The organism is Lysinibacillus sp. Bpr_S20 (assembly GCF_023337835.1).
Lineage (GTDB): Bacteria > Bacillota > Bacilli > Bacillales_A > Planococcaceae > Lysinibacillus.
On record NZ_JALNLQ010000017.1, the window covers coordinates 23,811 to 49,061 of the forward strand.

Consider the following 25,251-nt stretch of genomic DNA (forward strand, 5'->3'; position numbering starts at 1 on the left):
GTGACATTTAATAAGGCGTAAATAATTTTTCTTGGAAGGGGAATATAGATATGAGTACAGTATTAAGTGTTAATAAGCGTAAAACTGGGCATCGTTCGACATTAACCCAACTTAGAAAAGGGGGAGCCATTCCTGCAGTTATTTACGGCTATAATTTAGAATCGACCCCAATTTCTATTTCAGAGAAGGAATTCAGAAAATCTATTCAAAAGAATGGACAAAATGGTGTGTTTTCAATGGAGTTAGATGGGAGAAAAGTGAATGTTGTTGTCTCAGAGATTCAACAATGCTCTATGAAAGATGCAGTAAATCATATCGACTTTTTAGCAATTAATATGTCCGAAGCGATAGAAGCGGAAGTGCCTATTAAACTTGTTGGGGAGTCGGTTGGTATCGGTAAAGGCGGCATATTAATGCAACCTAATCTTGATATAAAAATTAAAGTAAAGCCAGCAGACATACCGGAAGCTATTGAAATTGACATTACTAAGCTTCAAATTGGTGAATCCATTACGGTAGCAGATATTCGAGATATGATTAATTTTGATATTATCAGTGAAAGTGATCATACATTGGTAACCATTATGGCTCCAACTGCAGTCGTTGAAGATACGGCAGATAGTACGCAGGAACAAGCGTAAAAAATATATGTGAAGGAAAGGCTACTAAGGAGGCAAACTTCTTTAGTAGCCTTTTGTATTTATAAAATTCAACAATGGAGGACATTTAATTAAACGTCCTCGTGCTTTAGCTTCTTTAATTAATGACACGTGTTATTTCACCGATATTAAGATCGAGCCGTTATGGAACTTTTACTTTCAAAAACTATACAAACTGCTTTCTTCGTGTATGATATGGTAAAATAATGACTATTAGATTTGAAAGAAGAGGGGTACTTATGAAAATTATCGTTGGTTTAGGAAATCCAGGTAAGCCTTATGAGCATACCAGACATAATATTGGCTTCGATGTTATTGATGCATTAGCTGAAAAATGGGGTACACCTTTAACTAATTCAAAGTTTAATGGTATGTATGCAACTGTACATCGTCCTGAAGGAAAGGTTCTACTTGTTAAACCTTTAACATATATGAATTTATCGGGGGAATGTGTTGGGCCCCTTATGAACTATTTTGATATTGATGTGGAAGATTTAATTGTTATTTATGACGATTTAGATTTAGAAACAGGGAAATTACGCCTGCGTCAAAAAGGTAGTGCAGGAGGACACAATGGTATTAAATCATTAATTCAGCATCTGGGCACACAAGAATTTAATCGCATACGTGTTGGGGTTAATCGCCCACCAGCTGGCATGAAGGTAGCAGATTACGTGTTATCGAAATTTTCAAAAGAAGATCAAGCTATCGTTGGCGAAGCTATTGAAAAGTGTGTGAATGCTGTAGAAGGATCTCTTTCAAAGCCATTTCTTGATGTGATGAATCACTTTAACGGATAACAATTTAAGTTAAAGTGTAATGTGGATATTAAAGTTGTCTAAGACGAACTTCTTTCAGCAAATGTTTTTGGTAGCGAAAGCGAAGCGCCAGCTGCAGATGTTTTGGTAGCGAAAGCAAAGCGCCAGCTATAGATGTTTTAGTAGCGAAAGCAAAGCGTCAGCTATAGCTAATTAAATATACAGTATAGTCTTAAACACAATGCGAAAATTATTCTCTATATTTAAGGACGCCAAGGCAAACTTGGAAGTGCATAATCTGTTTTAGAAATGTCTATACTTTAAGTAGTAAGTTGCTTAAAGGAGGATGATTTGGAGATGTCAGTACGCTATCGATGTCGGCATTGTGAAGTAGAAATAGGAACACTACCATTTGATGCAGATGATACAATTCGAAAACTTCATATTTTCGAATTGGGTGAAGCGGATGATTATGTTGAGAAAGATCAACATGGACAAACGACAGTTCACTGCATTTGTGAGCAATGTGAGGATTCGCTGAAACAATATCCAGATTATCACGCACTCAATAAATGGATTCAATAATTGGAGGGATGCTTTGGCGCACATCACGTGCGTTCAAAGCTTTTTCCATTTGACTTGTCACGGAATCGGGAAGGAGCTCTTATATAGGAGGTTAACCTAAAACCATCGCATCCATGCGATAATGGCTAACTGACTGCATCGGTAAAAACGCCACATCCTGTGGCATTACCGAAATGGCCGACATCATGTCGGCCCTCACGCAGGTCTATGCATAAAGCCGATTCCGGACGCAATTTTAAAATACTAATAAAGATGCGTATGTATAGTACTAGATTACTAGTAATGGCGAATAGAATTATGCGCTGAAAGGAGCTTTTGACAGTGGAAGTTTTACGACAGCTTGTGGGGCAGGACAAACATATCACATCATTTTTACAGGAGATTCAGAGTGGCCATTCTGCAACACAGCTTATTACAGGATTAACTGGAAGCGCGCGCCCTGTAATGGTCGATGCGTTATTCGAATATGTAAAAAAACCGATTTATATTGTATCTCCTAATCTATTGCAAGCACAAAAAATGGTTGACGAGCTGGCGGGACTTTTAGGTGAGGAGCATGTTCATTATTATCCTGCCGATGAGTTTATTGCTGCAGATTTGTCAGTTGCCTCTCCAGAGTTACGTGCTGAGCGAATCGCAACACTTGATTGCCTGGCTAGAGGTGAAAAAGCTGTTTATGTGATACCGGTTGCGGGCTTACGCAAAATGATGCAGCCTAAAGAACATTGGCTACAGTATTTTTTGCAAACAGCAGTAGGTGAAGATATTCAGATAGATGAATGGTTGCAAACATTAGTAGAGATGGGGTACGTACGCAATTCGATGGTGACAACACCTGGAGAGTTTGCATTGCGTGGAGGCATATTAGATATTTATCCACCATATTTAGAGTCGCCAATTCGCATAGAATTATTTGATACGGAAGTGGACTCGATTCGAACATTTTCTGCGGATGATCAACGTTCCATTGATAAATTACCGGAGGTTCGTATCCTGCCTGCGTCAGAAGTTATTTTGACAAAGGAAGAAAGAATGGCTTTGGCAGGTCGTTTAGAAGCGGCATTAGCAACAAGCTTAAAGAAAGTTAAAAAGCAGGAGACTAAGGAGTTACTGTATCAGCATATTCAATACGATATTGAATTGTTACAACAAGGTAATTTACCAGACTACGTCAATAAATATGGTTCGTTATTGTATGAGAAAACAGCCTGTTTAGGAGATTATTTTGTACATGATGGCATTGTGCTGTTTGATGAACTTGGGCGTATTCAGGAGGTTATGGATGCCTGGGAACGTGAAGAAGATGAATGGTTTTTATCATTAATCGAAGAAGGGAAAATGGTGCATGATGTAAAGCCAGCATTCTCTTTGAAAGAAATTCTAGCAATGCTGTCTCAGCAGAAACTATATTTCTCATTATTTTCACGAACATTTGCGGGTGTATCTTTTACTAAGACGACGAACTTTTCTTGCAAGCCAATGCAGCAATTCCATGGACAAATGTCATTATTACAAAGTGAGGTTGAACGCTGGCTACTTGGAAAGTTTACAGTACTGATTGTTGCGAGAGATAAAGATCGTGTTAAGCGTGTACAGCAAATGCTAGAGGAATATGATATTCATGCGACAATTGGTAACCCGACAGAAGCGGGTATTTATATTGTGGATGGCTCATTATCTAGCGGCTTTGAATTACCGCTACAACGCTTGGTAATTGTCACAGAGGATGAGCTATTTAAACAACAGGCAAAGAAAAAAGCACGTCCTCAAAAAATGACAAACGCAGAACGTATTAAAAGCTATACAGAAATTAAACCGGGTGACTATGTCGTTCATGTACATCACGGTATTGGGAAATATATAGGTTTAGAAACATTAGAGGTAAATGGTACACATAAGGATTATTTACACATTCGATACCGTGCAGACGATAAGTTATATGTTCCAGTAGAGCAAATCGATTTAATTCAAAAATATGTAGCATCTGAAGACCGAGAACCGAAGCTACATAAATTAGGTGGAGCAGAGTGGAAAAAAGCAAAAGCGAAAGTATCCTCTGCTGTACAAGATATTGCGGATGATTTAATTAAGCTGTATGCGAAACGTGAAGCAGAGAAAGGTCATGCATTCGCGATTGACAACGACGATCAGCGCAGTTTTGAGGCTTCATTCCCCTATGATGAAACCGAGGATCAGTTACGTTCAATTATCGAAGTGAAACGCGATATGGAGCGTGAGCGTCCGATGGATCGTCTTGTTTGCGGAGACGTAGGGTATGGTAAAACAGAGGTAGCGATTCGTGCGGCATTTAAAGCAATCCAAGACGGCAAGCAGGTAGCTTTTCTTGTGCCGACAACGATTTTAGCGCAGCAACATTATGAAACGATTCGTGAGAGATTCCAAGACTTTGCTATCAATGTCGGTCTCTTGTCTCGTTTCCGCTCAAAAAAAGAGCAAACGGCGACGTTAAAGGGTTTAAAAGAAGGTCAAGTTGATATTGTCGTGGGAACGCATCGAATTTTATCTAAAGATTTATCGTTTCAAGACCTTGGACTGTTGATTGTTGATGAGGAGCAACGTTTTGGTGTTACGCATAAAGAAAAAATTAAACAACTAAAGACGAATGTCGATGTATTAACGCTAACGGCAACGCCTATCCCAAGAACACTTCATATGTCGATGGTAGGTGTTCGTGATTTATCGGTAATTGAAACGCCACCAGCAAACCGTTTCCCTGTGCAAACCTATGTAATGGAGCATAGTGGTGCATTAGTACGGGAAGCAATTGAGAGAGAAATGGCGCGTGGTGGGCAAGTATTCTACCTATACAATCGCGTAGAAGATATGGCACGTAAGGTTGATGAAATTCAAATGCTTGTCCCAGAGGCGCGTATTGGGCATGCACATGGCAAAATGACGGAATCAGAATTAGAATCTGTCATATTAGCCTTTTTAGAAGGTGACTACGATGTGCTCGTAACGACAACTATTATTGAGACGGGTGTAGATATACCAAACGTTAACACATTGATTGTTCATGATGCTGATCGAATGGGCTTAGCGCAGCTTTATCAATTGCGTGGGCGTGTTGGACGTTCTAATAGGGTGGCGTATGCTTACTTTATGTATCAGCGTGATAAAGTTCTAACAGATGTAGCTGAACAAAGATTACAAGCGATTAAAGAATTCACAGAGTTAGGTTCCGGATTTAAAATTGCTATGCGTGACTTATCTATTCGTGGGGCTGGAAACTTACTTGGAGCGCAGCAACATGGCTTTATTGACTCCGTCGGTTTTGACTTGTATTCACAAATGCTGGAAGAGGCGATTGCTGAGCGTCAAACAGGTGTGAAGAAAGAAGAGAAGCCTGATATCGAAATTTTATTGAGTGTTGATGCGTATATCCCGGATGTATACATTCCTGATGGCTATCAAAAAATTCAAATGTATAAACGTATTAAAGCGATGGATCAAGTGGATGAGTATAGTGAAATCATGGAGGAATTACAGGATCGTTTCGGTGATCTTCCAATTGAAACAGAGCGTTTACTGCGAATTGCACGTATGAAGGTATGGGGCTTAAATACAGGTGTATTATCTGTAAAAGAAAAACAAAAAATCATCACAATATTGTTGTCTGAAGAAGGTACAGGACAAGTTGATGGCGGTAAAATTGTGGAAGAATCCATGAAATTTGAACGTGCTGTCGGTTTTGGTATGGATGGTATGCAATTGAAATTAACGATTGATGAACGAAAGTGTGGGAAATATCAACCCTTTGATATTTTAGAAGAAATGATGCATATTATCGCAAACGCAAAAAAACAATAATTGAAGAAAAGCTGATCTTATCTCAATATGGATAATGATCAGCTTTTATTGTCAACAAAATGCCAAGGAAATCTTTGAGAATGTTATGTAGCTTTATCTTCATTGATCGTTTTGAACTATAGACTTTGTGACACTTTAGAGGGTAACATTGCGAATTGAGACTCAAGAGCTAGATAGCAGGGAAAATAAGGGTAAAAGTATCACTTTGTATGAAATTTCATTTGTAATAAACATTCTTTTGGCATATTGACGATATGGTAAAGATTGAATTAATATTATTTCCTGGTAATTTTTTTTTATTATAATTTTATTTATAAAAATTTGTTTTTGTGGCTAATCTAAGGTAAGTTGATTGAAAAAATTCTACATGTTAAAGTATTTGCTTAGGTTTTTAAGGACTTTTTGAAAATATTGTTGGATGTGAAATCCTTTTTCTTCAGTTTTTGCATAGATTGCTTCATAAAAAACCATACTAAAATTGAAAAAAATTTCATTGTAGCGAAAGCGAGGATTAAGAATGAAGGCAACAGGAATTGTTCGTCGTATTGATGATTTAGGGCGTGTGGTTATTCCAAAAGAAATTCGTAGGACGCTACGTATTCGTGAGGGTGACCCGCTAGAAATTTATACAGACCGTGAAGGCGAAGTCATTTTAAAGAAATATTCTCCAATTAATGATTTGGGAGAATTTGCAAGAGAATATGTAGAAACATTATATGAAACGTTAGGTACTCCAGCATTTGTAACCGACCGAGATGAAGTAATTGCTGTCTCAGGAATCGGCAAGAAAGAGTATATTAATCGTCGCATTACATCTTTTGCGGAAAGTTTTATGGACGAGCGTTCAACAAAAATAGAAAAAATGGAAACAACTATCGAGATTGTTCCTGGGCAATATGAACAAGTAAAGTCTTATTGCGCAACACCTATTATGGTAAACGGCGATCCAATCGGCTGTATTATCGTGTTGTCTAAGGTACATTTTGTTGGTGAAGTTGAAGTGAAAGTTGTAGAAACAGCTGCTAACTTCTTAGCTAAACAAATGAATAGTTAATCAGAATTGAAAGTTATTGCGCTGACCTTTTAGGCTGAACAATAACTTTTTTTTGTACATAGTTTTATGGTAGTCCTATCAAGCGCGTCAAACTTTGGAGATATGCTATACTATTGGCATTGTTAAAGAAGGAAAGAGGGCAATTTATGTCGGAACGTTTTGGCATGAAAAGCTACATGAAAGGCGCGGCTTTACTTACAATTGCTGCTCTTATTGTGAAGGTTTTTAGCGCAATTTATCGTGTGCCTTTTCAAAATCTTGTTGGGGATGAAGGATTTTATATTTATCAGCAGGTGTATCCAGTTATATCTATTTTTGTTGTATGGACATCTAGTGGCTTTGCAGTAGCGATATCTAAAATGCTTGCAGATAATGATTGTATTTTAGATCCACTAGAGCGAAATCAAAAACGAAACGGTATAATGCGTATTGTTTTTCGCTTTTTAACAGTACTCTCGTTATTGTTTTTTGTTGTTTTATTTAGTGGTGCTGAAATAATTGCGCAGCTTATGGGCGATACTCAGCTTGCACCTTTAATACGGACGGGTTCATTTATAGTGCTTGTCATGCCGGCTCATGCTATTTTAAAAGGCGGCTTCCAATCGAGAGGCATTATGGAGCCAATTGCTTATGCGCAAGTCCTAGAACAGGCTGTGAGAGTATCTGTCATTTTAGCAGGAACATATATCATTATGAAGACGACAGAATCACTATATAGTGCTGGACAAATGGCCATAATAGGTACAGTTATTGGTGAAATTGTAGGCTTTTTATTACTGGCGTGGATCTTTAAAAAACGTTTTGGTCTAGTTAAAAATAAGAAACAACAGCCACGTATTGAGAGTTTTCCAATTATTAAAGAAGTTACATTGCTAAGTTTAAGTGTAAGTATGAGTGGCTTGTTGTTGCTTGGCTATCAGTTAGTTGATTCCTTTACAATTTATTCACTATTAATCGAAGGTGGAATGGATCAGACGGTAGCAAAGGCAACAAAAGGCGTTTATGATCGTGGGCAGCCGTTGGTACAGCTCGGAGTTGTTATTGCTTCTTCACTTTCACTCGCTATTGTGCCACTTGTCGCGCATATGTCAAAAAAACAGGAAGGCCGTAATTCCATTCCGTTTATACAATTAACGTATAAAGCGTCAGTGTTATTTGGGTGGGCAGCCTCTTTAGGTTTAGTACTTGTTATGCCTTACATTAATGCCATGCTCTTTAAAACAGATTCACTGTCAGGAGTCCTTATGGTATATGTATTACAAGTTGTGCCTTTGTCGATTATTTTGACATTTACAGCTATTTTGCAAGGCTATGGGAAATTAAAAAAGCCGGCCTTATTTTTGGTTGTTGGTTTTATACTAAAAATAATATTGAATGTGCTGACAATTAGTTTATTTGGTGTAGTAGGTGCGGCTATTGCTAATAATGTGGGTCTTTTGTTTACTGCCCTCATGCTTATTTTCTATTTAAAAAAAATTACTGCCATTCAATTAGCGCCAGTCAACTTTTATAAAAAAGTGGGGATCGCATCACTTAGTATGGCAGCTGTAGTGCTAATTTGGCTGCAGTTTATACCATCGTTGCTAAACCAATTTTTATCGCCTCGATCTGTCGCGGTGGTAGCAGGTTTTACAGCAGTATGTTTAGGTGCATTTGTAATGGTCACAATAATTGCTAAGTTACGAGTGCTTGCCGAAAAAGAGTGGTACTTACTACCGTTTGGGCGGAAAATGGCAGTTTATCAATTATGGTTAAATCAGAAGAAGTAGGTGGATTAATTGAATACTTTAACAGTTATTGGTCTAGGTGCGGGTGATTTTAATCAGCTGCAAATGGGTGTCTATAAAAAATTAAAAGCGGCTAAAAAATTATATGTTCGCACAGTAGATCATCCTGTATTAGAGGAATTATCGGCTGAGGGCTTACAATTTGAAAGTTTTGACGCAGTCTATGAAAAACATAATTCATTCCAGCCGGTATATGAAGAAATTGCAGAAAAACTTGTAGCTGCTGCAGCAATCGAAGATGTCATGTATGCTGTCCCAGGACATCCACTGGTTGCTGAGCAGACTGTACAATTGCTTATTGATGCTGCAGATGAGGGGAAAGTAAAGCTAGTTATAGAAGGTGGACAAAGCTTCTTAGATCCAATATTCGGCGCGTTAAAAATCGACCCGATTGAGGGCTTTCAACTGCTGGATGGCACTAGCTTTTCTATGCACGACATTAACATGCGTCAACATATTTTAATAGCTCAAGTATATGACACATTCAGCGCATCGGAAGTAAAGCTAACGTTAATGGAGAAATACGATGACGAATACCCTGTCACAGTCGTTACAGCAGCCGGCTCGTCACAGGAAAAATTAGTGACGGTACCACTTTATGAGCTTGACCAAAGTGTTGAGGTGAATAATTTAACAACCGTATACGTGCCACCTGTGAAATCACAAGAGGACGCTTTACGAGACTGGACAACCTTCCGTCAAATTATTGCTGTTTTACGAGGTCCGAATGGCTGTCCGTGGGATCAAAAGCAAACACATGAATCATTGAAAAAATATTTACTAGAAGAAGCACATGAATATTTAGCTGCAGTAGATGCGGAGGATGACTTTGCAATGATTGAGGAGCTTGGAGATGTACTATTACAAGTATTCCTTCATGCGCAAATCGGAGAAGATCAAGGTTACTTTACATTGGAAGATGTATTGGCTTCAATAAGTGAAAAAATGATTCGTCGACACCCACATGTATTTGGAGATGTATCGGTGGAAGATGCTGAGGCCGTTGTAGCAAATTGGGAAGTTATAAAAGCAGAAGAAAAAGGTATAAGTGAAAAACCGCTATTAAAAGAGGAGTACCGGGCGTCCTCTGCCCTACAAACAGCCTATAATTATCAAAAAAGAGCTGCGAAAGTAGGGTTTGATTGGCCTGATGTAGATGGCGCGTGGGACAAGTTTGCAGAGGAGTGGCAGGAATTTCGCCATGAGGTGACGAAAGGTACAAATGCGTCACGTCTAGATGAATTTGGAGATGTCTTGTTCACACTTGTGAATATAGCGCGTTTTTACAAGTTATCTCCGGAAGAGGCTATGTTACATGCGAATGAGAAGTTTGCGAGCCGCTTTGGTTACGTGGAAGCAAAGGTAAAGGAAAGTGGAAAGTCATTTTCTGAATATACATTAGAACAATTAGATGCTTTTTGGAATGAAGCAAAGCAGCTAGAAAAGGAGTAAAAGTATGCGATTGGATAAATTTCTAAAGGTATCACGTTTAATTAAACGTCGTACATTAGCGAAGGAAGTAGCAGATCAAGGCCGTATTACGATTAATGGTAAGATCGCGAAAGCTAGTAGTGCTGTTAAAGCTGGCGATGAGCTAGCTATTCGTTTTGGACAAAAGATTGTGACAGCACGTGTAGAGGAATTGCGTGATACTGTGAAAAAAGAAGACGCCGCAAAAATGTTTACGATTTTGAAGGAAGAGCGTCTTGAAAAAATTGAACCTGAATTTATTGATGATGAGGATTAATTAAATTTAACTGCATCTCGTTAACAATAGTGTTGGAGTCTTCTGAAGTTGTCGTTGGCTTTTCCATAGATAAAAGTGTAGCAACTTAAATAAAGTTGTCATGCTTTGAAGGTTGTCCGCATAAAGTGAACAGAAGCTAGGACGACTAAAGGAGGAAGAAAATGACGCTACATCAAGAAAGTAACCGTTACACAATTCCATCTGGAGAGCATATTTTAACGATTCGTAATCGTAAAAGAATGGACATGACTTCTGTAAAATCAATTGAACGCTTTGATCAGGAAGAGTTTTTTATTAAGACGTCCCAAGGGCATTTGTTAATCCGTGGAGAAGAACTGCATATCGTTCATCTAGATGTTGACAAAGGGTTATTGACACTCGAAGGAACTGTAAAAACCTTGCAGTACGACGAAGAGGAAAGTGGCTTCTCGAAAGGTTTCCTTCATAAGTTGTTTGGATGATTGTTAGTGAACAATTTGTTCAGCTGTTAGTCATGGTTTTGAGCGGTATAGCAGTCGGATTCATTATTGATAGTGTAAGGCTCATTGTTTTTTCAACTCCAAAAAGGTCAAGCCTTCGAAGATGGATGATGGTATTTGAATTACTTACCTGGATTCTGCTCGGAGGTCTGACATACTATTTATTATTTTGGCTTAAAGATGGCGCTTGGCGGGCTTATGACCCGCTAGCGCAAATAGCCGGAATTTTTTTGTATCAAACGTTTTTTCAAACTTTTTTACGTTTCGTAGCAAGGATTTTAGTGAATATAACATGGAGACCCCTATGGTTCATCATACGATTAATAAGTACTATCATTCGACAAATTTTTAATTTCTTAATAAATATTGTAGCATTTGTTATAAGACCTTTTGTCAAAATTTATTCGTATTTGTCCAACACTTTTTTTAAAAAAATTCGATTTATCAAGTATAATAAAAGACAACAATAATTTTCGGAGGTGCGGGCATGACTATCCGTCGTTCATCAAAAGATGGCCAACAAAACTATACTAAACTTGATAATGACTATGTCCGTAACACGGATAAAGCTATAAATCGTAAAATTCAAGTGCGGAAACGGAAAATGCGCCGTATTGCTTTTTTTGCGATTGTACCAGTCGTTATTATTGCCTTTCTCTTAAATGTACTTTTCAATCAAAATGAAACGTTAGCTGCAAAAGAGCAGAAAAAGATTGAAGCGAAGGAACATCTTTCTGAATTGAAAGATGAGCGAGATTCGCTAAATCTTAAAATTAAACAGCTAGAGAGTGATGAGTATATTGCAAAGCTATTACGCAAAGATTATTTTCTATCCGAAAAAGGTGAAATAATTTTCATTATACCGGACGAAAAAGATAAAAAAGGCAATATACCGGAGAAAAAAGATAAAAAGGACAGTGTATCAGAAAAGAAAGGTAAAAAAGAAGACTGAAAAGCTATGTATTGTTGACACACTTTTATTGTTATATATAATGAAAAGAGAAGCTTATTGCAGTAAAAAGTTTGATTAAATTGATTACATGACTCAAATGAGTCGCTTAATTTTTAAGGAGGAGCATTTTTTTTATGTCAATTGAAGTAGGCAGCAAGGTACAAGGTAAAGTAACAGGAATCACAAATTTTGGAGCATTCGTTGAGCTGCCAGACGGCAAAACAGGCTTAGTACACATCAGTGAAGTTGCTGACAATTATGTAAAAGATATCAATGAGCATCTAAAAGTTGGAGATGAAGTTGAAGTAAAAGTGATGAATGTTGAAGCGGACGGAAAGATCGGTCTTTCAATCCGTAAAGCAAAGCCTCAAGCAGAGAGACCAGAGCGTCCAGAGCGTCCAGCACGTCCACGTCGCGATAATCGTTCTAATGATCGCAACGATCGTCATCAGCCAAAAGAGAATTTTGAGCAAAAAATGGCACGTTTCTTAAAAGATAGTGACGAACGTCTAGCAACGCTTAAACGTGCTACAGAATCAAAACGCGGTGGTCGTGGAGCTAGAAGAGGGTAGTTTGCTGACTGTTTTAATCGTAGAAAAAGTGTATTAAATAGAGTAGGGATTAGCTTGTTATAGAGCTAATCCCTTTTTCGATGCTTAAATTTAAGGTTTCAATAATTAAACACTCCGTGAAAAATAGACACTACATAAATCTATCTAGTAATAAGCTTTAAAACGCCTAGAACGTGGATGTCGGTCTTTTTTTCTTTTTAGGAGCTGATGGGGGTGCCTGTTCCGTAAGTTTGTCTGAAGACTTTTCGGCAGGATGGACAACCATTTTGACAAGTAAGAATACACCGTAAACACTAACAACTAATCCGGTGAGGAGTAAAACTATTTGAACAACAAATGGTAAATTAATAAGAATGGATACGAGAATAATCATAGAGCCGCTTCCGCAAATTAAAGCGGCTTTAGTTAATGGATCCAAAGGAAATAAACCTCCTAGTTAACACGTTCTTTTCATTATTAGTATGCCATATTTTTAAGTTCATCACCATAACTTGGATGGATTCCTATATACTTTGCGCTTTCCAAGGACCTGCTGGAAACAACAGTATTTTGTTTGTGCGAAAGCGACAACAAAAAATGGGGAATTGCTCACGAAACCACCAGTTTGCAAAAAAAATAGGCGTCTCAGAAATTATTCTGAGACGCCTATTTGAGATGACCCCTACGGGATTCGAACCCGTGTTACCGCCGTGAAAGGGCGGTGTCTTAACCACTTGACCAAGGGGCCTACTATGGTGGCGGCCGAGGGGATCGAACCCCCGACCTTACGGGTATGAACCGTACGCTCTAGCCAGCTGAGCTAGGCCGCCATTAAGATTATGGAGCGGAAGACGAGGTTCGAACTCGCGACCCCCACCTTGGCAAGGTGGTGTTCTACCACTGAACTACTTCCGCGTTTTGTTTTAAGCAACAAAATAAATAATACATGCCTTTGTTACTAACGTCAAGTAGTTTTTATAAAAAAATTAATAAAAATATGCTTTTATTATTTTTTAAAAGATTTGCTACTAAAAGTATTTTCTTTAAGTAGTTTCATATGCGCTTTCCTAGGGACGAGGGGAACAAATGCTTTCTGTGCGAAAGCGAAGGTTTAGCTAACGTCCTTTATGCTATTACCCTCGCGTGGGGTTTACTAAATGTCATCCGCAACTTTTAGTGATGAGCTCTTTTTGAGGAATTTATCAAACTTTTTGTTCTTAAGTAGAAAACTATTGGCGTAATTGCTGACTGTCGCATTTTTGACGAAAAAGGGAGCCCCAATCAATGAAAAAGTGAGGATAAACATGTAAAAGCCTTCACTTGACATAAATGTAGAAACGTATTTTATGAACGACAGTGGCGTTTAGTTGTGTGATTTTTCTTAATTTTAAAACAAATATCGTGGTGAAAGATGTTTCTAATTTTTTTAGCTTCTCGTTTTTGTAGAAATTGTTGCCATATCCCGTATTTATGCATATGTATTAGTCGAAATGTTTATATTTTTATCTGTCACCGTCAGACAATCTTTCCATTCATAATTTCTTATAATAGCTCCAAAAGTGCGGAAAGGGGATAGTAAATTGACGAGTATTGAATGGTATAACACGGCAAATGTAGACGAACAGAAGTTAGGAATTAAAAAAAGGCAAATAATAATAGGCTCTTTATTTTTTTTAACATCCTTCTTTTTAGCTCAGTCTGTTGTATTTGAAGCGGCAGTACCTTTCTCGGTTCCTTTTTGGGCAATTATTCGAACGAAGTATAGGGAGTATGCCAAATATGTTTTGCTTGGTAGTTTGACAGGATGTTTTTTCCTTGGTCTTGGACAAGTATTCATTTTAGCATTACAGATTGTCATGTATGAATGTATAATGCGCTTCCGTTATTGGCAGCTACCGCAAAGTATAGCAGTATCGTTAGCGGTACTCCTTGTGCAGATAATGTGGCAGGGAGTTATGTATCAAGGTTTACCTCCGGTGCTTGTGCAATTTTATGTAGGCTGCGAAGCCGCGCTAGCGCTTATTATGACGCTATTTATGCAAGTGTTGTTTATCAATTCACATGAATGGTTTACGAGTCACTGGACTTATGAAAAGCTGGGCTCTGGATTAGTTGTATTTGCTGCTATGCTTACAGGGATGCAAGCGGTTGTCATTAGTTATTTTTCACTCCCTATTTTTTTATTACAATTATTCATTTGTTTTGGTGCGTTGGTTGGAAGTGTACCATTAGCGACGGTTATCGGAGCCGTACTCGGCACTCTTATCGGTGTTGCGAAACTTTCATTTACGGGGATGCTGTCTGTAGCCACCTTAACAGGATTGTGTGCCGGGATGGGGGCCCGTGTTGGAAGGTTTGGTGTGGCAATTGGCAGTATTTTGCCAAGTGTGTTTTTTTTATTTTATGATGCAACATTGCCGTTAGATAGCGTTTATTTTACATCGATTGCTGCTGGGAGTATCGTTTTTCTAACTATCCCAAATAAATATTCTGAAAAGGTACGGGACAAGCTGTTTCCTCAGCGTGAGGAGGTCTTACTCGCCCGCCAAAATTGGTTAACAGAGCATGTTACATTTAAATTAGAGCATTTTCAGCATTTCGTACAGTTTATGAAGGAGCTTGTGTTTGAACGTTTTATGACGGCTCCGATAGAAGAAGCGAAGGAAGTATCACCGATGAATACATGCTTAAGTTGTTTCCGCTATGATCGCTGTTGGGGTGCGCAAACTAATGGAATGGACAAACTTATGACAGACTGGTTTCATATGAAAGGCCTTGGAAAGGATTCTGGTATTCATCGTGTCGAGGAACAAATACGCTATAAATGTGTGAAATCAACGAAAATTTTCGAGGAGTTGGAAACAGAGCTGTACAGAGAGCGCATTAATGGTCAGTATTTTCATGGTAAGAAAATGATTGCGCTTCAGCTACGTGATATGAGCAATCATCTAAATCAGTTAATAGCGGAGATGAAAGAAGAGACTATTTCATTCGTTAGTGTAGAAAAGGACATTACACAGCGATTAAAAGAAGCACATATTGAATGTTTTCAGCTTGATGTGCTTAGTAATAAGCCAGGAGCACGAAAAATTGTTTGTGCCTTAGCACCAGCACGAGTCAATTGGGAGGAAGACACAACTGTAGCTGAACGGATGATATTGCCGATTTTATATGATATTTTTGAAGAACCATTTGAAATTGAAAAAGTAGTAGCGAGTGATATACCATTTCGTCACATTCAAGTAAGCTTTAGATCAGCTATTAGCTTTGAAGTAGAGTATGATATATATAGCATGTCTAAAGATGCGACACTATATTCTGGTGATTCCCATGCATTATTTCAATTACATCCAGGGTTATTTGCAATTCTATTATCAGATGGTATGGGGCAGAGTAAAGAAGCACAACATGAGAGTAGAAAGTTAATACATTTAATGCGAGAATGTTTAAATTACAATATGAACCCAGAGACTGCGATGCATACGTTGCATTATGTCATGTCCTTAAAGCAGCAGGATGATATGTATGCAACGCTTGATTTTGCACTTGTCGATTTACAACACGGTGATTTGTGGTCTTGGAAAGCTGGAGGAATGTCCACGTACATTTTACGTGGGAAAGAGGTGCTGAAGGTTGAAAGCAATGCAGCGCCTGTAGGTTTTTTATCCATTTCAGCAGTCGAGGCTGAAAAAAGAAAGCTTAAAGCCGGCGATGTGATTTTGATGCACTCTGATGGATTATTTTCAAGTGTTGATGATTGGGACGAGCAAGAAGAGGTATTTTTAGCTTATGCACAGCAAGTAGCAGGCACTACTAAAACCATCCAGGAAAAACTAACAACAATTATGCAATCCTTCCAATCTTACTATGACATTGAAGACGATTGCACGGTATTGATGCTAGAGGTTACACATGTTGTACCTACATGGGCTGTGTTTAGGCCAGTTCAACACTCTATGAGCAATTCATCATAAAAGAGAACGAAAAGGGGAGGAGAAGCGTTTGTCATTTGAATTAAAGGTCAAAAAATTTATCGAAGAAGAGCAATTATTACAGCAAGACGACCATCTTCTCATCGCCGTTTCGGGTGGAGTGGATTCAATGGCTTTGCTCCATTATTTTGTGAAAACAAAAGAGCAATGGGGCATTACAGTGGAAGCTGTACATGTTGATCATATGCTAAGAGGTAAAGCATCTGCTGAGGACAGAGCTTTTGTCCAGAAATATTGTGATGAGTATGATGTCAACTTATATGCAAAGGCAATTCCGATACCAGAAATTATGGCTTTAGAAAATGGAAATACGCAGCTTATATGTCGTAGAGAGCGGTATCAATATTTTAAAGAGGTCATGAAAAAAAACGATGCTAGTAAGCTTGTAACTGCACATCATGCGGACGACCAACTGGAGTCAGTATTAATGGCCTTAACAAAAAATGCAACGATAAATAGTATGCAAGGTATACGTTCACAACGTATTTTTGAAGGAAAAACATTAATTCGTCCGTTTTTAACGGTTACAAAATCAGAAATAAGGGAATATTTACTTAAGCAAGGTTTAGATTATCGGGAAGATGCTAGCAATGCTAAGGACACATATGTACGCAATCGTTTTAGACATCATGTGGTGCCTTTGTTGGAGGCAGAAAACCCTAGAGTAACAGAGCAGATAGTCCATTTTACAAAACAATTGCAAGAAGACGATGCCTATTTAATGACGTTAGCAGAAGATGTATTTTCTAGAACAGTAAAAAGAATAGACGGAAATACATATAGCATGGAAATTAAGGCTCTTCAATTGGTACCACTTGCTTTACAAAGGAGGCTCATTTTAATACTATTAAACTATCTTTACAAAGATTCAAATACGATACAAAGTTATGCTTTATTGACTTCAATTTCAAAGCTTTGTGATACAACAGCAGGGTATGCTGAAGTTCACTTACCAGAAGATTTTATAGCAGTTCGCCGTTATGGAAAATTAACGATTCAGAAGAAAGAGCCATTAGAAGGTCAAGCTTCTCCTGAGAAAAAGATTATTTCGACTGCTAGTGGGTGGACGACGCTGACAAATGGTGAACGTTTATGCGTAGTCGAGGTGCCTGATTTATCGTCTGAAATGCTGACGGATACTGCACAACTTTTTTATTTTAACGCTAGCAAACTTAAACTTCCGCTTCATGTTAGAACACGTAAGGAAGGGGATAGAATGCTGTTAAAAGGAATGGATCAGCCAAAACGCTTATCTCGCCTTTTTATAGATGAAAAGATTCCTTTAAATGAGCGAAATAGCTGGCCGTTACTGATTTCTCAATCTGATGAGGTCGTAGCGGTAATTGGTGTGCGTATGGGAATGTTTTTTTCAACTTCTCCGCAACCAAACGATGATACAGTGCTCATCGTAGACTAAGGTCTTTGTAAGATCTCACCGCAAATGGTTGAACATTTTTTTAAACACTCGAGGAGGAATCAATATGTTACAAAATGACATCGAAAAAGTTATGATTACAGAAGAACAATTGCAAGAAAGAATCGCTGAGTTAGGAGCACAATTGACAGAGGAATACAAAGATGCATTCCCGCTAGCAGTTGGTGTTTTAAAAGGGGCAATGCCATTTATGACAGACTTGATGAAACGTTTCGATTCTTTCATTGAGCTTGATTTTATGGATGTTTCTAGCTATGGCAATGCTACAGTTTCATCAGGGGAAGTTAAAATTTTAAAGGATTTAAATACAAGCGTTGAGGGACGTGACGTATTAATCATTGAGGATATTATTGATAGCGGCTTAACATTAAGCTATTTAGTAGATTTATTTAAATACCGCAAAGCAAAATCCATCAAAATTGTTACATTGTTAGACAAACCATCAGGTCGTAAAGTAAACTTAGCTGCTGATTATGTTGGTTTTGAAGTACCAGACGGTTTTGTTGTAGGGTATGGTTTAGACTACGCTGAAAAATACCGTAATTTACCGTATATCGGTATTTTAAAGCCAGCAGTTTATTCTTTCTAACGAGTAAGAAGTTAACGTAAGAACAACAGCTATGAAAAGTAAGAGCCTCCAGCGAAGGTTATAGATTTTTAGTTTTTTTAACCATAAATCAACTACGCTGGAGCATACTTGATAAATAATATTTTTTGATTTCGACAAAAATCGTACGAATCTTTTTTTATGTAGGGCTTTTCGTTGTATGATGAAATCAGGATATGTTAAGATTTTACTTATAATTTTTCTGTTGTAATGAGGAGGCTGGAGATGAATCGAATATTTCGATATACCATATTCTATTTACTGATTTTCTTAGTGATTATCGGTATTTTTGGTACTTTCAATGGTGGGAAATCACCAACGAAAGAGTTATCTTATACTGAGTTTCAAGAAGCTCTAGATAAGAATGAAATAACAAGTGCTACAATTCAACCTGATAAATCAGTATACATCGTTGAAGGTTCAATGAAGGGGTATGAAAAAGGGGAAAGCTTTACTACAAACATCCCTCGTGAAAACCAATCTTTAATGGACCGTATCGATAAGGCTGCTAAGGATAAGAATAGTAATATTACATTTTTAACAGCGCCAGAAACAAGTGGATGGATTCAGTTCTTTACAGGGATTATTCCTTTCATCATTATCATTTTCTTATTCTTCTTCCTAATGAGTCAATCTCAAGGTGGCGGTAATAAAGTAATGAGCTTTGGTAAAAGTAAAGCCAAGCTTTATGACGACCAGAAGAAAAAAGTTCGTTTTACAGATGTAGCGGGTGCAGATGAAGAGAAAGCAGAGCTTGTAGAGGTTGTTGATTTCTTAAAAGATCACCGTAAATTTACTGAAATAGGTGCTCGAATTCCAAAGGGTATCTTACTTGTAGGTCCTCCTGGTACAGGTAAAACATTACTTGCACGAGCAGTAGCAGGTGAAGCAGGCGTACCATTCTTCTCGATTTCAGGTTCTGACTTCGTAGAAATGTTTGTCGGTGTCGGTGCATCACGTGTTCGTGACTTATTTGAAAATGCAAAGAAAAACGCACCATGTATCATCTTTATCGATGAAATTGATGCGGTAGGTCGTCAACGTGGCGCAGGTCTTGGTGGTGGCCATGACGAGCGTGAACAAACACTGAACCAATTGTTAGTTGAAATGGATGGTTTCGGGGCAAACGAAGGTATTATTATTATCGCTGCAACAAACCGCCCAGATATTTTAGATAAAGCGTTATTACGTCCTGGTCGATTTGACCGTCAAATTACAGTAGGACATCCTGATGTAAAAGGTCGTGAAGCAATTCTAAAAGTACATGCGCGCAACAAGCCTTTATCAGATACTGTGGATTTAGCAGCTGTTGCTCAACGTACACCAGGTTTCTCGGGTGCGGACTTAGAGAACTTGTTAAATGAAGCTGCACTTGTAGCTGCTCGTAAAAGCAAACGTACAATCAATATGGCTGATATCGATGAGGCATCAGACCGAGTAATTGCAGGTCCGGCAAAAGCTAGCCGCGTTTACTCAGCGAAAGAGAAGAAACTTGTATCGTTCCATGAAGCCGGCCACGTAGTTGTTGGTTTAGAGCTAGATGAAGCAGATACAGTACACAAAGTAACAATTGTTCCTCGTGGCCAAGCTGGAGGTTACGCAATTATGTTACCGAAGGAAGAACGTTTCTTCACAACAAAACAAGAACTACTAGACCGTATTGCTGGACTACTTGGTGGTCGTGTGGCAGAGGAAATCGTACTTGGTGAAGTATCTACTGGGGCACATAATGACTTCCAAAAGGTAACGAGTATTGCACGTGCCATGGTCACTGAATATGGTATGAGTGAAAATCTTGGTGCAATGCAGTTTGGTTCAAGTCAGGGTGGGAATGTATTCCTTGGTCGTGACTTTAATTCAGATCAAAACTATTCTGATTCAATCGCTTATGAAATTGATAAGGAAATGCAAAAAATTATCGATTCACAATATGAGCGTACTAAACGAATCCTAACTGAGAAACGTGCATTACTTGATTTAATTGCTAACACATTAATGCAAAAAGAAACATTGAATGCGCAAGAAATTGAGCATTTACGCGATCACGGTGTCTTACCTGAACCAGAGGTAGAAAAGGTTGTAGAAAAAGCTCCTGAAGCTGAGACTCAGCCAATATTAGATGTTGTTGGTGAACCAGTTGTTAAGAAAGAATTACTTAACAATGAACCAAATCCTACAACAGCTGATTTACCTAAAGAGGACAGAGGGCTGAATGATACATCAAAAGGTATCGATGAAAAGCGTGATTAATGTAGAGAAGACTGTTTACGATGTAAGCAGTCTTTTTCTTTGCCTTTTTTCGGTATTAGGTATTACGATAGAACCTACATTGCGCAACTGCGTAATATAGGTTCTTAAGTGTTTTGGGGCCAAAATAGATAGGAGTGTTGAAACGTGAGAAATGTAACATTGAATAATGGTTTAGAAATGCCGTTAATCGGCTATGGTGTTTTTCGAGTACCTGAAGGTGATGACTTGGCTGAGGCTGTAAAAACAGCTATTGCAAAAGGTTACCGTAGCATTGATACAGCTCAAGTATATCGTAATGAAGAAAGTGTTGGACGGGGAATTCGTGCAGCGATTGACGAGGGCTTAGTAACACGTGAAGAACTATTCGTAACATCAAAAGTTTGGAATGATGGACTCTCCTATGAAGAAACACTTGCAGCTTATGATCGTAGTTTGGAGAAATTAGGATTAAATTATTTAGATTTATATTTGGTTCACTGGCCAGGTATAAATACAAATTATGTTGATGTTTATAAAGCACTTGAAAAGATCTATCAGGATGGACGTGTACGCTCAATCGGTGTGAGTAATTTCCATGTCCACCATTTAGAAAATTTATTAAAGGAAACGTCGGTTGTTCCTGTTATAAATCAAATTGAATTTCATCCGCACTTAACGCAAGAGGAAGTACGTGCCTATTGTAAGGAAAAAGGAATACAGGTAGAAGCATGGTCACCACTTATGAATGGTTCTTTGTTAGAAGAATCAATGATTCAGCAGCTAGCTTCTAAATATGGCAAAACACCAGCACAAATCGTGTTACGCTATGATGTACAGCATGGTGTAGTCACTATTCCAAAAACAATGACTCCTGCACGAATGACTGAAAATCTAATGGTCTTTGACTTTGCATTAACAGAGGATGAAATGGCTCAGTTAGATGCACTAAACGATGGATTACGTTGCGGACCAGACCCAGAAAAATTTAATTTTAAATAATTTTCATACTAAAAAAGTAATTTGATTTCCGTTCCAGGCTACCCACTTTCCCACGGGAGTCGAGTAGCCTTCCACTCCAATTTGTGCAATTTAAGAATGAACGCTATAAATAAAGGGATTCACGCACAGTTTTGTGTGTGAATCCTTTTTGCTCTTCGGAAGGTGGATGTCGATAAAAATTAGAAGTTAGGTGATAAAACGTGAAAGTTGGTCGATAAAATTCAGAAGTTGGTAGATAAAACGTAAAAGTTGGTCGATAAAATTTAAAAGTTGGTCAATAACTCCTGAAAAGGTTCCGCTCAAACTAAAAAGTTGGATGTCATTTTGTTTAAAACGTATGTCATGCGGATAAGTTGATTGAAGTGGAGGCTGGGTGACTCCTTGGGGATCAGCAATAGAGGAACGAAGGCTAAAATCATCACATCCTGTGATAACGCCTTCGTGACCAACATCGGTGCTGTTGCTGTCGCTACGCTTTCGCACAAACAAAACCCTCTGCTGCCGCTACGTTGCACTACGCTTTCGCGCAAAAGACATCTGTTGGCCCGAGACCCTGGAGCGAGCAACGCGAGTGAAGCGGCTCATCGGACGCCCCCAGGAAGCTCTGCTCTGCGCGAAAGCGAAGCGTCAGCGGCAATGTTTTATCTGTGCGAAAGCGAAGCGACAGCAACAAAGCACCCAGCCGGAACGGAAATCAACCCCACGTTTTGGTGATAGGAAATAAATTATTGAAAGGAGATACCCATGATGAGGGTGACTCCATTTTGTAGTGAGATGAATGCTATTTCGTAGGAATAAAAGTGTGGTATCATTTTCTAAAGTGTTTTAACTTTACATTTTGTGCATGAGTATGCATTGTTTTAGTTGTATCAATTGCATAGTGACAGGTACAATTACGATGAGGGGCAATAAATAGGAGGCATCGACCATGATTTTAGTTTTAGATGCAGGAAATTCGAATATCGTATTAGGTGTCTATGATGACAACGATCAATTGGCTTTCCATTGGCGTATGGTGACAGACCTTCATAAAACAGAAGATGAATACGCAATGCAAGTATTATCTTTCTTTAATCATGCAGGCATTTCATTTGAACAGATTACAGGCATTATTATATCCTCTGTTGTACCACCGATAATGTTTTCGTTAGAAGCGATGTGTCAAAAGTATTTTCGCAAAAAACCACTCGTTGTAGGACCAGGTGTGAAAACAGGATTAAATATTAAATATGAAAACCCACGTGAAGTTGGGTCAGACCGCATAGTGAACGCTATTGCAGCGCTTGATGTTTATAAAGGACCACTGATTATCGTTGATTTTGGTACTGCTACAACATACTGTTATTTAAACGAAAAAGGCGATTATATGGGCGGTGCTATCGCTCCGGGTATTTCGATTTCAACAGAGGCGCTCTATACACAGGCAGCTAGATTGCCGCGTATTGAAATATTGCGTTCTACACATATTGTTGGAAAGACAACCGTATCTGCTATGCAGGCCGGAATTTTTTATGGCTTTGTTGGACAAGTTGAGGGAATTGTTAATCGCATGAAAGCACAAAGTAAGGAAGAACCTTTAGTAATTGCTACTGGAGGATTAGCGAATTTAATTGCTGGGGAGACACAAGTTATTGATGTAGTCGACCCGTTTTTAACATTAAAAGGCTTATATAAGCTATATAAACGTAATCAATAAGAAATGAGGGACTTTTCATTTATGAAAGACTATTTAGTACGAGGTTTAGGGTTTAACGGACAGGTTCGCGTTTTTGCAGCTTGTACAACAGCAACTGTAGGAGAAGCGCAACGTCGTCATAATACATGGCCTGTTGTATCGGCTGCCCTAGGCCGTTCTATGACTGCTACGGTGATGATGGGCGCTATGTTAAAGGGTGAGGAAAAAATCACCGTTAAAATTGAGGGGAACGGTCCAATCGGTCCAATGGTAATTGACAGTAACGCGCATGGTGAAGTTCGTGGCTTTGTAACAAATCCTCACGTTCATTTCGATTTAAATGAGCACGGCAAGCTTGATGTTCGAGCAGGTGTTGGAACTGAGGGTGCATTAACAATCGTAAAAGATCTAGGCTTAAGAGATATGTTCTCTGGACAAACACCGATTGTATCAGGTGAAATTGCTGAGGACTTTACTTACTATTTTGCTACGTCAGAGCAGGTACCTTCGTCAGTTGGATTAGGCGTTTTAGTAAACCCTGATAACACAATTCTGGCAGCTGGTGGCTTTATCCTTCAATTAATGCCAGGTTGTGAGGAAGAAACAATCAATGAAATTGAGCAGCATCTTTCTACAATAGAGCCTGTTTCAAAAATGATTGAAAAAGGTTTTACACCTGAACAAATTTTAGAAGCTGTATTAGGAAAAGGTCATCTACAAATTTTAGATTCCATGCCGGTAGAATTTAAATGTCAATGTTCAAAAGAGCGATTTGGTGCAGCGATTTTAGGGTTAGGGACACAGGAAATTAGAGAAATGATTGAAGAAGATGGTGAAGCAGAAGCAGAATGTCACTTCTGTTTAGAAAAATACTACTTCTCAAAAGAAGAGTTAGAAGGATTTATCGATGAGCTCAACGCGTAATCGACGACCTGTAACCACTACAACACCCAACCAAACGCCCTTATTGCAACGCCGTCTTAAGACAAAACCGGCTTTAACAGTTATTGCAATCTTATTATTAGGAAACATTTTATGGTTCATTACTTGGTTAATTCCTAATAAAGACCAGGAAATAGGTAGCGACGAGCAAGTCGCTACCGTTGACGGGGATAGTATTACACGTCAACAGTGGATGGTTGCCATGGAAGAACGCTATGGTAAAGAGACGTTACAAAATTTAGTGAATGAATCGGTAATGGAGAAGGCAGCTAAAAAGTTTAAAATACAAGTAACGGATAAGGAGATTGATTTAGAATTAGCCTTAATGCGTTCTGCTCAAGATAAATTTGATACTGCGATGCAAAACCTTTCTTCAGAGCAGCTGCGACAAAAAATCCGCTCACAGCTTATTTTGGATAAGGTACTGACAAAAGATGTGGTTATAAAAAAAGGTAGTATTAAAAAATATTATGAGGAAAATCAGGCACTGTACAATACGAAGACAAGCTATCGTACGAATCTTATAGAAGTGAATTCAAAAAAAGCTGCTGAGGAAGCATTAAGTGAAATAAAAGATCCCGCTGATTTTTCGGTGCTAGCACGTGAAATTTCAGTAGATAGTGCGTCAGCTAGCTTAGGTGGAGATATTGGTTTCCTTACAGAAAATCAAGAAAATGTCGATCCTGCCATTTTAAAAGCAGTAAAGGCTTTAAAAGCAAATGAGGTTAGTAAAGCATTTAAGCTTGCTAATGGTCATTACGGAATTGTACAAGTTCAAGAGATAACAGAAGGACAATCCTTTACATATGACGATGTGAAAGAACATATTGAACGTGAGCTCGCGTTAGAGCAATTGCCACAACATGTTACACCGGAAACGTTTTGGTCTGAATTTAATGCAACTTGGTATTATGGTGAATCGAAAAAAGGTAAATAACAGATTGCTCTGAAATGAGTATCAATTATGGC

Annotated in this window: 22 protein-coding genes and 3 tRNA genes; 20 read left to right on the forward strand and 5 right to left on the reverse strand. The window is 38.4% G+C overall.

Annotation, left to right across the window (positions count from 1 at the left end):
* Positions 1-50 precede the first annotated feature (50 nt).
* The 12 genes from MWJ95_RS23365 to MWJ95_RS23420 all read left to right on the forward strand — a co-directional run bounded on the left by MWJ95_RS23365 (position 51) and on the right by MWJ95_RS23420 (position 12,424).
* Positions 51-641, forward strand: a complete 591-nt coding sequence (locus MWJ95_RS23365) for a 50S ribosomal protein L25/general stress protein Ctc (protein WP_249076050.1) — start codon at positions 51-53, stop codon at positions 639-641.
* A 257-nt stretch (positions 642-898) separates the two neighbouring features.
* Positions 899-1,459 (forward strand): aminoacyl-tRNA hydrolase, encoded by a 561-nt coding sequence (gene pth / locus MWJ95_RS23370; protein WP_249076051.1) that lies wholly within the window; start codon positions 899-901, stop codon positions 1,457-1,459.
* 315 nt (positions 1,460-1,774) lie between these two features.
* Positions 1,775-2,002, forward strand: a complete 228-nt coding sequence (locus MWJ95_RS23375; protein WP_004229176.1) for an anti-sigma-F factor Fin — start codon at positions 1,775-1,777, stop codon at positions 2,000-2,002.
* 321 nt (positions 2,003-2,323) lie between these two features.
* The gene (mfd, locus tag MWJ95_RS23380) at positions 2,324-5,833 is read left to right on the forward strand and encodes a transcription-repair coupling factor (RefSeq protein ID WP_249107323.1); all 3,510 of its coding nucleotides are present in this window, start codon (positions 2,324-2,326) and stop codon (positions 5,831-5,833) included.
* A 517-nt stretch (positions 5,834-6,350) separates the two neighbouring features.
* Positions 6,351-6,887: a stage V sporulation protein T gene (gene spoVT, locus MWJ95_RS23385; protein ID WP_249076053.1), complete on the forward strand. Its 537-nt coding sequence runs from the start codon at positions 6,351-6,353 to the stop codon at positions 6,885-6,887.
* A gap of 146 nt (positions 6,888-7,033) precedes the next feature.
* Complete coding sequence (locus tag MWJ95_RS23390) at positions 7,034-8,656, forward strand: putative polysaccharide biosynthesis protein (RefSeq protein WP_249107324.1); 1,623 nt, start codon at positions 7,034-7,036, stop codon at positions 8,654-8,656.
* A 9-nt stretch (positions 8,657-8,665) separates the two neighbouring features.
* Positions 8,666-10,126 carry a bifunctional methyltransferase/pyrophosphohydrolase YabN gene (gene yabN / locus MWJ95_RS23395; RefSeq protein WP_249076055.1) on the forward strand — a complete coding sequence of 487 codons (1,461 nt, stop codon included), beginning with the start codon at positions 8,666-8,668 and terminating at the stop codon, positions 10,124-10,126.
* A gap of 4 nt (positions 10,127-10,130) precedes the next feature.
* Positions 10,131-10,421 carry an RNA-binding S4 domain-containing protein gene (locus MWJ95_RS23400; protein ID WP_049667371.1) on the forward strand — a complete coding sequence of 97 codons (291 nt, stop codon included), beginning with the start codon at positions 10,131-10,133 and terminating at the stop codon, positions 10,419-10,421.
* 161 nt (positions 10,422-10,582) lie between these two features.
* Positions 10,583-10,882 (forward strand): sporulation protein YabP, encoded by a 300-nt coding sequence (yabP, locus tag MWJ95_RS23405; RefSeq protein ID WP_004229167.1) that lies wholly within the window; start codon positions 10,583-10,585, stop codon positions 10,880-10,882.
* Entirely contained in the window at positions 10,879-11,370 is a 492-nt protein-coding gene (gene yabQ / locus MWJ95_RS23410) for a spore cortex biosynthesis protein YabQ (RefSeq protein ID WP_349294169.1), read from the forward strand. The genes yabP and yabQ overlap by 4 nt, the downstream gene beginning before the upstream one ends.
* 17 nt (positions 11,371-11,387) lie before the next feature.
* Positions 11,388-11,852: an FtsB family cell division protein gene (locus MWJ95_RS23415; protein ID WP_249076056.1), complete on the forward strand. Its 465-nt coding sequence runs from the start codon at positions 11,388-11,390 to the stop codon at positions 11,850-11,852.
* Positions 11,853-11,986: 134 nt separating this feature from the next.
* A complete protein-coding gene (locus MWJ95_RS23420; RefSeq protein ID WP_008180281.1) occupies positions 11,987-12,424 on the forward strand; it encodes a S1 domain-containing RNA-binding protein in 438 nt (145 codons plus the stop codon).
* Between the two features lie 166 nt (positions 12,425-12,590).
* Here the strand turns inward: MWJ95_RS23420 and MWJ95_RS23425 are convergent, their stop codons facing one another.
* From MWJ95_RS23425 to MWJ95_RS23440, 4 genes are all read right to left on the reverse strand, one after another.
* Positions 12,591-12,842, reverse strand: coding sequence for a hypothetical protein (locus MWJ95_RS23425; RefSeq protein ID WP_249107325.1), 252 nt, complete (start codon positions 12,840-12,842; stop codon positions 12,591-12,593).
* Positions 12,843-13,079: 237 nt separating this feature from the next.
* A tRNA-Glu gene (locus tag MWJ95_RS23430) sits at positions 13,080-13,151 on the reverse strand.
* A gap of 5 nt (positions 13,152-13,156) precedes the next feature.
* Positions 13,157-13,233, reverse strand: a tRNA-Met gene (locus MWJ95_RS23435).
* A gap of 10 nt (positions 13,234-13,243) precedes the next feature.
* Positions 13,244-13,318: transfer RNA gene (locus tag MWJ95_RS23440), tRNA-Gly, on the reverse strand.
* Between the two features lie 665 nt (positions 13,319-13,983).
* Here MWJ95_RS23440 and MWJ95_RS23445 point away from each other — a divergent pair.
* From MWJ95_RS23445 to MWJ95_RS23465, 5 genes are all read left to right on the forward strand, one after another.
* Complete coding sequence (locus MWJ95_RS23445) at positions 13,984-16,377, forward strand: SpoIIE family protein phosphatase (RefSeq protein ID WP_249076058.1); 2,394 nt, start codon at positions 13,984-13,986, stop codon at positions 16,375-16,377.
* A 28-nt stretch (positions 16,378-16,405) separates the two neighbouring features.
* The gene (gene tilS / locus MWJ95_RS23450) at positions 16,406-17,812 is read left to right on the forward strand and encodes a tRNA lysidine(34) synthetase TilS (RefSeq protein ID WP_249076059.1); all 1,407 of its coding nucleotides are present in this window, start codon (positions 16,406-16,408) and stop codon (positions 17,810-17,812) included.
* 64 nt (positions 17,813-17,876) lie between these two features.
* A complete protein-coding gene (hpt, locus tag MWJ95_RS23455; protein WP_249076060.1) occupies positions 17,877-18,419 on the forward strand; it encodes a hypoxanthine phosphoribosyltransferase in 543 nt (180 codons plus the stop codon).
* A gap of 243 nt (positions 18,420-18,662) precedes the next feature.
* Entirely contained in the window at positions 18,663-20,687 is a 2,025-nt protein-coding gene (ftsH, locus tag MWJ95_RS23460; protein WP_249076061.1) for an ATP-dependent zinc metalloprotease FtsH, read from the forward strand.
* A 144-nt stretch (positions 20,688-20,831) separates the two neighbouring features.
* Entirely contained in the window at positions 20,832-21,665 is an 834-nt protein-coding gene (locus MWJ95_RS23465; protein ID WP_308221952.1) for an aldo/keto reductase, read from the forward strand.
* 186 nt (positions 21,666-21,851) lie between these two features.
* Here MWJ95_RS23465 and MWJ95_RS23470 read toward each other — a convergent pair whose 3' ends face one another.
* A complete protein-coding gene (locus MWJ95_RS23470) occupies positions 21,852-22,148 on the reverse strand; it encodes a hypothetical protein (protein ID WP_249076062.1) in 297 nt (98 codons plus the stop codon).
* A 445-nt stretch (positions 22,149-22,593) separates the two neighbouring features.
* Here MWJ95_RS23470 and MWJ95_RS23475 point away from each other — a divergent pair, with 445 nt between their 5' ends.
* From MWJ95_RS23475 to MWJ95_RS23485, 3 genes are read left to right on the forward strand one after another with little or no spacing between them, the layout of a single operon-like run.
* On the forward strand, positions 22,594-23,361 hold the full coding sequence (locus tag MWJ95_RS23475) for a type III pantothenate kinase (RefSeq protein ID WP_249076063.1): 768 nt from the start codon (positions 22,594-22,596) through the stop codon (positions 23,359-23,361).
* A 21-nt stretch (positions 23,362-23,382) separates the two neighbouring features.
* Positions 23,383-24,264: an Hsp33 family molecular chaperone HslO gene (gene hslO, locus MWJ95_RS23480; RefSeq protein ID WP_249076064.1), complete on the forward strand. Its 882-nt coding sequence runs from the start codon at positions 23,383-23,385 to the stop codon at positions 24,262-24,264.
* Positions 24,248-25,219: a peptidyl-prolyl cis-trans isomerase gene (locus MWJ95_RS23485; protein WP_249076065.1), complete on the forward strand. Its 972-nt coding sequence runs from the start codon at positions 24,248-24,250 to the stop codon at positions 25,217-25,219. Before hslO ends, MWJ95_RS23485 begins: the two co-directional genes overlap by 17 nt.
* The last annotated feature ends 32 nt before the right edge of the window (positions 25,220-25,251 follow it).

What these genes read in the sequence shown, in the direction of transcription:
- yabQ (WP_349294169.1), top strand. Translation starts at nt 10,879, where the DNA reads ATGATTGTTAGTGAACAATTTGTTCAGCTGTTAGTCATGGTTTTGAGC.
- MWJ95_RS23400 (WP_049667371.1), top strand. Translation starts at nt 10,131, where the DNA reads ATGCGATTGGATAAATTTCTAAAGGTATCACGTTTAATTAAACGTCGT.
- MWJ95_RS23420 (WP_008180281.1), top strand. Translation starts at nt 11,987, where the DNA reads ATGTCAATTGAAGTAGGCAGCAAGGTACAAGGTAAAGTAACAGGAATC.
- MWJ95_RS23390 (WP_249107324.1), top strand. Translation starts at nt 7,034, where the DNA reads ATGTCGGAACGTTTTGGCATGAAAAGCTACATGAAAGGCGCGGCTTTA.
- MWJ95_RS23365 (WP_249076050.1), top strand. Translation starts at nt 51, where the DNA reads ATGAGTACAGTATTAAGTGTTAATAAGCGTAAAACTGGGCATCGTTCG.
- pth (WP_249076051.1), top strand. Translation starts at nt 899, where the DNA reads ATGAAAATTATCGTTGGTTTAGGAAATCCAGGTAAGCCTTATGAGCAT.
- hslO (WP_249076064.1), top strand. Translation starts at nt 23,383, where the DNA reads ATGAAAGACTATTTAGTACGAGGTTTAGGGTTTAACGGACAGGTTCGC.
- MWJ95_RS23375 (WP_004229176.1), top strand. Translation starts at nt 1,775, where the DNA reads ATGTCAGTACGCTATCGATGTCGGCATTGTGAAGTAGAAATAGGAACA.
- MWJ95_RS23415 (WP_249076056.1), top strand. Translation starts at nt 11,388, where the DNA reads ATGACTATCCGTCGTTCATCAAAAGATGGCCAACAAAACTATACTAAA.
- spoVT (WP_249076053.1), top strand. Translation starts at nt 6,351, where the DNA reads ATGAAGGCAACAGGAATTGTTCGTCGTATTGATGATTTAGGGCGTGTG.
- MWJ95_RS23475 (WP_249076063.1), top strand. Translation starts at nt 22,594, where the DNA reads ATGATTTTAGTTTTAGATGCAGGAAATTCGAATATCGTATTAGGTGTC.
- hpt (WP_249076060.1), top strand. Translation starts at nt 17,877, where the DNA reads ATGTTACAAAATGACATCGAAAAAGTTATGATTACAGAAGAACAATTG.
- MWJ95_RS23485 (WP_249076065.1), top strand. Translation starts at nt 24,248, where the DNA reads ATGAGCTCAACGCGTAATCGACGACCTGTAACCACTACAACACCCAAC.
- ftsH (WP_249076061.1), top strand. Translation starts at nt 18,663, where the DNA reads ATGAATCGAATATTTCGATATACCATATTCTATTTACTGATTTTCTTA.
- yabP (WP_004229167.1), top strand. Translation starts at nt 10,583, where the DNA reads ATGACGCTACATCAAGAAAGTAACCGTTACACAATTCCATCTGGAGAG.